This window comes from Cellulosimicrobium cellulans (assembly GCF_001722485.1).
GTDB classification, from domain to species: Bacteria; Actinomycetota; Actinomycetes; order Actinomycetales; family Cellulomonadaceae; genus Cellulosimicrobium; species Cellulosimicrobium cellulans_A.
In genome coordinates this window covers 1-9,020 of record NZ_LWGL01000132.1, presented here as the reverse complement: position 1 = coordinate 9,020, position 9,020 = coordinate 1, and the positions used below count along the sequence as shown (strand labels likewise).

Here is a 9,020-nt window from a genome sequence, read left to right as displayed (position 1 = left end):
CCGGGACCGGACCGGGACCGGCGCCGGGTCGCGGCCGCGGAGGCCGCGGTCGCCGCCGGTGCCGCGCGCATCGGCGCGTCGCTCCTCGACGAGATGCCCTCGGAGGGGACCGGGCCCGGAGCGCCCGACCGGGTGCTCCGGGCGCGCGTCGTCGCCGTCCGGGTCGCGCTCGGCCTGTTCACCAGCGATCCGGACGTCGTGCCCCGCGCGGCCGCGGACATGCTCGACGCGGCCGCGCTCCTGCACGGCGCCGACCCGGAGCGCGAGCAGGACGCGCTCGTGCAAGCGTTCGAGCACGCGGCGACGGCCGACCGCGCGCTGCACGGCACCTCGCTGCCCGAGCTCGGCCGGCGCCTGGAGGCGGGCGCCGCGGTGCGGCCCGGGCCGACCGCGGACGTGCTGCGGGCCCTCGGCGCCCTCGTCCTCGAGGACCCGGCGGACGCCGTCCCGGCGCTGCGCCACGGCACGGCCGCCCTCGACGCGCTCGACGACGACCGCGCGCTCGCGTTCGTCACCGCGGGCGTCGCCGTCACGACCGCGCTGTGGGACCTGCGCGGACGGGACGCGTGGCTCGCACGCGTGACGCGGGCCGCGCGCGACGCCGGGTCGCTGCAGGCCCTCGACACGAGCCTGTCGGCCTCCTCCCTCGCCGAGCTCACCGGCGGGACGCCGCGCCGCGCCGCACAGCATCTCGAGCAGGTCCGCGAGCTGCGGCGCGCGATCGGCTACGACGGCGAGCACGTCGTCGACGTCGCCCACCTCGCGTGGGTGGACGCGCCGCGCGAGCAGGTCCTGCAGGCCGCGGCAGCGGCACGGCAGGTCGGCTTCGGGGGCGTCGAGGCCTCCGCGCTCGGGGCGCTCGCGGTCCGCGACCTCGCCGAGGGCCGCTACCGGGACGCGTACGCGACCCTCGCCCCGCTCGTCACGAAGCCGTTCCTCCGGCTCGCACCGCTGCAGGTGCCGGACCTCGTGGAGGCCGCGGTGCGGTCGGGACGGGCGGAGGAGGCGCGGCCGCACGTCGACCGCCTCGAGGCCGTCGCCCGCGCCAACGGCTCACCGTGGGCGCGGGGGACGGCGGAGCGCTGCCGCGCGCTGCTGAGCGACGCCGAGGAGGCCGAGCGGTGGTACGCGGAGTCGGCGCGCGCCCTCGACGAGGCGGGAGCCGTCGTCGACGCCGCGCGCACGCGGCTCCTGCACGGCGAGCTCCTGCGCCGTCGTCGACGGCGGGCCGAGGCGCGCCTGCTGCTCCGGGCTGCCGAGGACGTCTTCGCGGCGGCGGGCGCGACGGCGTTCGACCGGCGGGCGCGCGCGGAGCTCACGGCGACCGGGGCAGGACCGGGCGACGCGCGGGCTTCCCGCCGCTCGCCGCTCACGGCGCGCGAGGAGACCGTGGCGCGCCTCGCGGCCGACGGCGGCACGAACGCCGAGATCGGCGCGACGCTGTTCATCAGCGCCCATACGGTCGACTACCACCTGCGCAAGGTGTTCCACAAGCTCGGCGTCTCGTCGCGGCGCCAGCTCCGGGCGCACCTCGCCGCCGGCGCGCCCTGACGGACTACGGACCGCGCGTGGTCCGCGCGCACCCCGCCGCGAGGACGCTGCGAGTGTCCCGCACCGGCGAGAAGGGAAGCGCCATGACCGACACCGAGCGTCCCGTGACACCGACCGACGCGCCCGGCGGCGCGGCGCCCGACACCGTCGTCCTCGTCCACGGCCTCTGGATGACGCCGCGCAGCTGGGAGGCGTGGGTCCCGTACTACGAGTCGAAGGGGATGAGGGTCCTCACGCCCGGGTACCCGGGCTTCGAGATCGAGGTGGAGGCGCTGCGCGAGAACCCGCAGGTGATCGCCGACCTGACCGTCCCCGAGACGGTCGACCACCTCGCGGGGGTGGTCGAGGCGCTCGACGCCCCGCCGATCATCATGGGTCACTCGTTCGGCGGGGCGCTCACGCAGCTCCTCCTCGCGCGCGGTCTCGGCGCGGCCGGCGTGGCCATCGACTCGGCCCCGCCCGAGGGTGTGCGGGTCACCCCGCCGTCGCAGGCGCGCTCGCTGTTCCCGGCGCTGCGCAACCCCGCGAACCGGCACCGTGCCGTGGGGTTCACGCCGGAGGAGTTCCACTACGCCTTCGCCAACACCCTCCCGGCCGACGAGTCGCACGCCGCGTGGGAGCGGTACGCGATCCCGGCGCCCGGCGCGTGGGTATGGGACTACGGCCTCATCGCGAACTTCAAGCCCGGCCGCCAGGAGACCTGGGTCGACTTCTCCGCGGACCGCGCGCCGCTGCTGTTCATCGCGGGCGAGAAGGACCACATCATGCCGCCGTCGGTGAACCGCTCGAACGCGAAGCACTGGGAGAAGTCCCCGGCCGTCACGGAGTACCACGAGTTCGCCGGACGTGACCACTGGACGTGCGCCGCGCCCGGGTGGGAGGAGGTCGCCGCCCACGCGCTCGACTGGGCGCTCGAGCACGTGCGGACGACGCCGCGGGCCGCGGGCGCCTGACGGACGCCGGGGTCAGCCCACGGGCCGCTCGACGACGACGTCGTCCGGCGACTTGTCGCGCCGCCACCCCTTCCACACCGGGTGGCGCAGCTTGCCGAACGGGGTGTCGTCCGGGTCGCCGCCGTCGCCCGCGGACTGCCCCGTCCAGTCCCCGTAGACGACCTCGGCCACACGACGCGGCGACACCCAGCGCGCGTCCGTCGCGTCCTCGCGCGGCACGCCGACCGCCGCCGGCGTCGTCCGCTCGATCCGACCCAGCTCGGCGACGAGGTCGCGCCGCTCCGCGTCGCTGAAGCCCGACCCGACGCGGCCCACGTAGACGAGCCGGTCGCCGTCGGGCACGGCGAGCAGGAGCGAGCCCACGAGGTGCCCTCGCTCGCCGTGGCCCGGCCGCCAGCCCACCACGACGACCTCCTGCGACCGCGCGTGCTTGAGCTTGAGCCACTGCTGCGACCGGCGGCCCGCGAGGTACGTGCTGTCCCGGCGCTTCGCGACGACGCCCTCCAGCCCCAGCTGCTTCGACGTCGACATCGCCGCCTCGAGGTCGCCGTCGAACGCCGGCGGCACGTGCACCGGCGCGACCGCCCCGCCCAGCACCTCGTGGAGGATCTCGCGCCGCTCCTCGTACGTGCGCCGCGCGAGCGACCGCCCACCCGTCTCCAGGACGTCGAACACCATGAGGTCGACCTGGACCGTGCGGCGCGCCGCCGCGACGTCGCCCGGCTTCGCGATGTTCGCGCGGTGCTGCAGCCGCCGGAAGCTCGGACGACCCTTCGCGTCCAGGGCGACGATCTCGCCGTCCACCACGAGCGGCAGCGCGTCGGCGGGCACCTGCTCCGCCAGCGCCTGCAGCTCCGGGTACGTCACCGTCATGTCCTTGCCCGACCGGCTGACCAGCCGCACCGACCCGGCCGACACCTCCGCGAGCGCGCGGAACCCGTCCCACTTCATCTCGAACGCCCACGCGTCGTCGCCGTCCGCGAAGTCCGACGGGCGGCCCGGCGACGCCAGCATCGGCCGCCAGTCCGTGCGGGCGCGCGTGGGCTCGCCGCCGGACCGCGACGAAGCGGTGGGCGAGGAGGGGGCGCCGGGTCGTGGCGGGTCTGGCGGGAGCGGCGAGGGACGAGCCGCGGATGGTAGACCCGGCGCCCCCTCCTCGGCCTCCGCGTCCCGGACCCCGTGCGCCCGACCCGACCCCGCGGGGGCCATGAGGTGGATCAGCCAGTTGTTCTCCTCGCCCGAGCCGCCGCGGCCGCGCGTGTGGATGAGGGCGAGGCGGCGCGTGCCGTGCTTCTCGCCGTGGAGCGTGACGATGACCTCCTCGTCGTCGCGCCACTTCTCGAGCTCGTAGGTGCCCGCGTCCCAGATCGTCACCTCGCCCGCGCCGTACTCGCCCTTCGGGATGGAGCCCTCGAACGAGCCGTAGGCGAGCGGGTGGTCCTCCGTCTGGACGGCGAGGTGGTTCTTCTTCGGGTCCGTCGGCTCGCCGCGCGGCAGCGCCCAGCTCACGAGGACGCCGTCGTGCTCGAGCCGGAAGTCCCAGTGCAGGCGCCGGGCGTGGTGCTCCTGGATGACGAAGCTCATGCCCGCGCTCGGAGGGGGAGCGTCGTCGGGGACGGGTTCGGGCGTCCTCGCCGCGTCGCGCATCGACCGGTACTTCGCGAGCCGGTCGGCGCGCGCCGGGCTGCCGTCGTCGCCGTCGCCGTCGTCGCCGTCGCCGTCGGTGCCCGACGCCGGGGCGCCCTTGCGCTCGAACGTCGCCATGCGCTCGGGCGTCGGCTCGAGCGCGGCGAGGTGGCCCGCGGTGAGCGCGGCCAGCGGGTCGCCGATCGTGCGCACGCGCTCGAGCACCTCGTCGGCGTCGAGGTGGCGCAGGTCCGGGTCGTCGAGCTCGTCCCACGTGCGGGGCGCGGCGACCATGGGGCGCTCGCGGCCGCGCAGCGAGTACGGGGCGATCGTCGTCTTGTTCGCGTTGTTCTGGCTCCAGTCGACGAGCACCTTCCCGCCGCGCAGCGACTTCTTCATGTCGCTCACGACGAGGTCGGGGTGCTCGGACTCGAGGTAGCGCGCGAGCTCGTGCGCGACCGCCGAGACCGCCGCCGAGTCCTGCTTGCCGTCGAGCGCCGCGTACAGGTGGATGCCCTTGGACCCGCTCGTCACCGGGAGCGGGTCGAGGCCCATGCCGACGAGGATCTGCCGCGCGAGCCGGGCGACCTCCGCGCACTCGGGGAGGCCCGTGCCCGGGCCGGGGTCGAGGTCGAGCACGAGCCGGTCGGGGTTGAGGTGGACGCCCGTGCGGCCGAACTGCCACTGCGGCACGTGCAGCTCGAGCGACCCCGTCTGCCCGAGCCACGTGAGCGTGGCGAGGTCGTTGACGAGCACGTAGTCGTTCGCGCTGCTCTTGTGCTGGATGCGCCGCGTGCGCACCCACGACGGCACGCCCTGACCGGCGTTCTTCTGGAAGAACACCTGGCCGTCCGTGCCGTCGGGCCAGCGCTTGCGCGTCGCGGGCCGGTTCGCGCAGTGGGGCAGCATGACGTCGGCGACGGACGCGAGGTAGGCGAGCACGTCGCCCTTCGTCGTCCCCGTCGCGGGGTAGAGGACCTTGTCGAGGTTCGTCAGCTTGAGCCGGTGGCCCTCCACGTTCACCGTCTGGCCCGCCGACCCGCCGGACGTGCGGGTCGGTGCTGAGGACCGGGCGGAGGGCATGGGGTCATCGTGGCGCGCTCGCCGGAAGTCCGCCCGTCGTGGCTGGGCGTCCGGTGCTCGTGGCGGAACTTCTCGGGCGCCCCGGACGTGGGACAGTGGGAGAGCGCGCCCGACGGACGCGCCGCAGGCGAGGGCCTGGCGGACGAGAGGGAACGACGTGACGCACACGACGGCCGACCGGCCGCTGCCCGCCGATCTGAGGGCGCAGGTCCAGGAGTTCCGCCGCCTGATGATGACGTACAAGTTCGCGATCGACGAGGTGATGACGAAGATCACCGTCCTGCGCGACGAGTTCCGCCACGTCCACGACGACAACCCCATCGAGCACCTCGGCTCGCGTCTGAAGTCCTTCGAGTCGATCGCTGCCAAGGCCCGGCGCAAGGGCGTGCCGCTCACGCCCGAGGCGGTCAAGGAGAGCCTGTGCGACATCGCGGGCGTGCGCGTCACGTGCAGCTTCGTCTCGGACATCTACCGGGTGCGCGACATGCTCGTCGCGCAGCGCGACATCACCGTGGTCGAGGAGCGCGACTACATCGCCAACCCCAAGGCGAACGGGTACAAGAGCCTGCACCTCATCGTCGAGGTGCCCGTGTTCCTCTCGGACGGCGTCGAGGACGTCGTCGTCGAGATCCAGCTGCGCACCATCGCCATGGACTTCTGGGCGAGCCTCGAGCACAAGATCTACTACAAGTACCAGCGTGAGGTGCCGAGCCACCTCACCGACGCGCTCAAGCTCGCGGCCGACGTCGCCGCGACGCTCGACACGACCATGGAGCGCATCCACGACGAGGTGCGCCAGCTCGACGGTGGCCGCGCGACGGCGCCCGAGGCGAGCGACACGCTCGCGACGCCGCGCGAGATGATCGAGTCGTTCCTGCGGACGGCGGTCGTCATGGACGACGCGCTGCACGAGCGCAGGCACGACGGCTGACCCGTCACCCGTGGGCGCCGTGCCCGGCGTCCCGGCCGACACGTGGCCCGCTCCCGGGCGCGAACGCGGGCGCGTCGTCGTGCGACCCCTCCGGCGTGGCGATCTCGCCCGCGGCGCCGCCCGGCTCCACGACGACGAGCTGGCCCATCATGCGCTCGTCCTCGTGCCGGAGCATGTGGCAGTGGAACATGTACGGCACGTCCGGGTCGGTGTAGTCGTCGAACCGCAGCACGAGGCGGTAGGTGCGGCTCGGCTCGAGGTAGATCGTGTCCTTGCGGCCCGCCAGCGGTGCGGGCGGCGGCTCGCCGTCGACGTCGAGGACCTCGAACTGGACGTCGTGCACGTGGAAGCTGTGCGGCACGGGGTGCGCGTTCCGCACGGTCCAGACCTCGGTCTCGCCCACGGTCACCGTCTCGTCGATGCGGCTCATGTCCATCCGGCGCCCGTTGATCTCGCGGTCGGCGAGCTCGAACGTGCGCTCGGTGGTGGCGTCCTCGGCGTGCAGCGCGTCGTCGGCCGCGTGCGCCGACGGACCCCACGCCGGCGCGGGGGAGGGCGCGAGCGCGTCCGCGGCGCCAAGCTCGAGCACGTCGAACGCCTCCTTGCCGCCCATCGCGAACGACGCCGCGACGCCGCCGAGGTCTGCGGCGAACGAGTGCAGCCGCGTCGTCTCGCCCGGTGACATCGCCACCACGACCTCGGCGCGCTCGCCCGGCGCGAGCCGCACGCGGTCGGTGCGCACCGGCGCGTCGAGGAGCCCGCCGTCGGTCGCGACGAGGTCCATCTCGCGGTCGCGGAAGCCGAGCGCGTAGGTCCGCGCGGTCGAGCCGTTGAGCAGGCGCAGCCGCACGCGCTCGGTCGTCACCTCGTGGTACGCGCCGACGGTCCCGTTGGTCACCACGACGTCCCCGAGGAACCCCGGCTCGCCGCCGTCGTCGGGCAGCTCGAGCGCGCCGTCGTCGTCGAAGGCCTTGTCCTGCACCACGACGGGTACGTCGTCCACGCCGTACGCCGACGGCAGCGAGGCCGCCGCCGACGCGTCGTCGTCGAGGAGGAACAGGCCGGCGAGGCCGCGGTACACGTGCTCCTCCGTCGCGCCGTGCGGGTGCGGGTGGTACCAGAGCGTCGCGGCGGGCTGGTCGACCTGCCACGTCGGGCGCCACGTCTCGCCGGGCGCGACCTCCTGGTGCGGCCCGCCGTCCATCGCGGCGGGCAGGTGCATGCCGTGCCAGTGCACGCTCGTCGGCTCGCCGAGCGCGTTCGTCACCTCGACGGCGACGCGCTCGCCGCGCGCGGCGCGCAGCGTCGGGCCGAGGTAGGAGCCGTCGAAGCCCCACGTGGGCGTCGTCGTCCCGGGCACGAACGACGTCGTGCCCTCCTGGGCGGTGAGGGAGAAGACGCGCGTGCCGTCGACGACGCGGGACGGCGCGAGCGGCGGTATCGCGAGCGGCGTCGTGAAGTCCTGCTCCTGGACCGGGTGCACCGACGGCGCGAGGGCGCACCCGGCGAGCAGCGCCGTCACGACACCCACGACGGCCGCCGTCACGGCGCGCACCGTGCGGCGGGCCCGCGTCGTCGTCGGCCCGGTCATCGGTCCGCCCCGCCCCGGGCGCGCTGCACGGCCGCGGCGACCACGCCGGCGCAGAAGCCCCACACGGTGTCGAGGGCGAGCGCCGGCACGACCGCCCAGGCGGGCCGGTCGCCGTCCACGCCGACGAGCGCGGAGACGACCGCCGCGACGACGCCGAAGACCAGACCGGTCAGCGTGAGCGTGAGGACCGGGCGCGCGACGCCGCCGAGGCCGACGACCCCCACCCACACGAGCGTGGTCACGGCGAGGATCGCCAGCGCGCGCGGGAGGCCGCCGCCGTCCGGGAGCAGCAGGGCGGCGAGCGGCCACAGGAGGGCCAGTGAGCCGAGGCCGAGGACGGTCGGCCACGACAGCGGCGCCGTCGAGGACGACCGGTCGGCCGCGGGCGCGGGCCGGGGGAGCGGGTCGGGGGAGGTCATGGCTCGACGATGCCGAGCGGACGGCTCCGACCACATCGGCCCGGGGGCGTCCGTCGTCGTCGTCGGTCGGCGACGGTCGTGTCGCCCCCGGGCGACACGACCCTGGTCCCGCGGGCCGACGCGCTCGGGGTGCCGCCTCCGTACGCTGGCGGCATGACAGCGCGACGGGACGCCCTGGCGCCGGTGGTCGCCTCCGGGTCGCCGCGGCCCGGGGGAGACCCGCGGGTGACCGACGCCGTGCTCGCGGTGGCGATGACGCTCGCGATCGCCGTGGTCATCGCGGCCGACTTCGACGGGCCCGGCACGACGGGCCCGGTCGCGTACGCGTTCGCCGTCGCGTTCGGCGTGCTGGTCGCGATCCGCCGCCGCGCTCCCCGCACGATGCTCGTCCTCACGGTGCTCGGCGTCTTCGCCTACTACGCGCTCGGCCTGCCCGTGATCGGCACCGCGCTGCCCGCGGTCGCGGCGCTGTACTCGGCGGCGGAGCTCGGGCTGACGGCGTGGGCGGTCGTGTCGGGGACCGTGCTCGTGGCGGTGTCCGCGTACTTCCGCGTGGAGGAGGGGCAGCCCCTGACGTACCTGTACGGGTACGAGCTCGTGACGAACGTGGCGCTCGTCGCCGCGTCGATCGCGCTCGGCGTCGTCGTCCGGCTCACGCACGCCGCTCGCGAGCAGGCCGAGCGCGTGCGCCTGCTCACCGCCGCCGAGCAGGCGCAGGCCGCCGACCGGCGGGTCGAGGCCGAGCGGGTGCGCGTGGCGCGCGACCTGCACGACGTGCTCGGCCACCACCTCGCGGTCGTCGCCCTGCACGGCAACGTCGCCGCGGAGGCCGTCGGCCGGGACGACGTGCTCCGCCGGGACGTGCA

7 protein-coding genes are annotated in these 9,020 nt (G+C 75.3%); 4 read left to right on the top strand and 3 right to left on the bottom strand.

The window, feature by feature from the left end:
* Together JZ5iCDA_RS13165 and JZ5iCDA_RS13160 are read left to right on the top strand one after the other, a co-directional pair.
* On the top strand, positions 1–1,551 hold a 1,551-nt coding region (locus JZ5iCDA_RS13165; protein WP_139123107.1), incomplete at its 5' end, for a helix-turn-helix domain-containing protein.
* Positions 1,552–1,634: 83 nt separating this feature from the next.
* Positions 1,635–2,504 carry an alpha/beta hydrolase gene (locus JZ5iCDA_RS13160; protein ID WP_069387591.1) on the top strand — a complete coding sequence of 290 codons (870 nt, stop codon included), beginning with the start codon at positions 1,635–1,637 and terminating at the stop codon, positions 2,502–2,504.
* A gap of 12 nt (positions 2,505–2,516) precedes the next feature.
* On the opposite strand, the gene JZ5iCDA_RS13155 is transcribed toward JZ5iCDA_RS13160, so the two are convergent.
* Positions 2,517–5,213 (bottom strand): ATP-dependent DNA ligase, encoded by a 2,697-nt coding sequence (locus JZ5iCDA_RS13155; protein ID WP_069387589.1) that lies wholly within the window; start codon positions 5,211–5,213, stop codon positions 2,517–2,519.
* Positions 5,214–5,370: 157 nt separating this feature from the next.
* Here JZ5iCDA_RS13155 and JZ5iCDA_RS13150 point away from each other — a divergent pair, with 157 nt between their 5' ends.
* Entirely contained in the window at positions 5,371–6,144 is a 774-nt protein-coding gene (locus tag JZ5iCDA_RS13150) for a GTP pyrophosphokinase (protein WP_436967406.1), read from the top strand.
* A 4-nt stretch (positions 6,145–6,148) separates the two neighbouring features.
* On the opposite strand, the gene JZ5iCDA_RS13145 is transcribed toward JZ5iCDA_RS13150, so the two are convergent.
* Positions 6,149–7,735, bottom strand: a complete 1,587-nt coding sequence (locus tag JZ5iCDA_RS13145) for a multicopper oxidase family protein (protein WP_069387588.1) — start codon at positions 7,733–7,735, stop codon at positions 6,149–6,151.
* Positions 7,732–8,154 carry a hypothetical protein gene (locus JZ5iCDA_RS13140; RefSeq protein ID WP_069387587.1) on the bottom strand — a complete coding sequence of 141 codons (423 nt, stop codon included), beginning with the start codon at positions 8,152–8,154 and terminating at the stop codon, positions 7,732–7,734. The genes JZ5iCDA_RS13145 and JZ5iCDA_RS13140 overlap by 4 nt, the downstream gene beginning before the upstream one ends.
* 153 nt (positions 8,155–8,307) lie before the next feature.
* Between JZ5iCDA_RS13140 and JZ5iCDA_RS13135 the strand changes: the two genes are divergently transcribed.
* The coding region (locus JZ5iCDA_RS13135) for a histidine kinase (RefSeq protein ID WP_253182088.1) at positions 8,308–9,020 on the top strand (713 nt) is incomplete at its 3' end.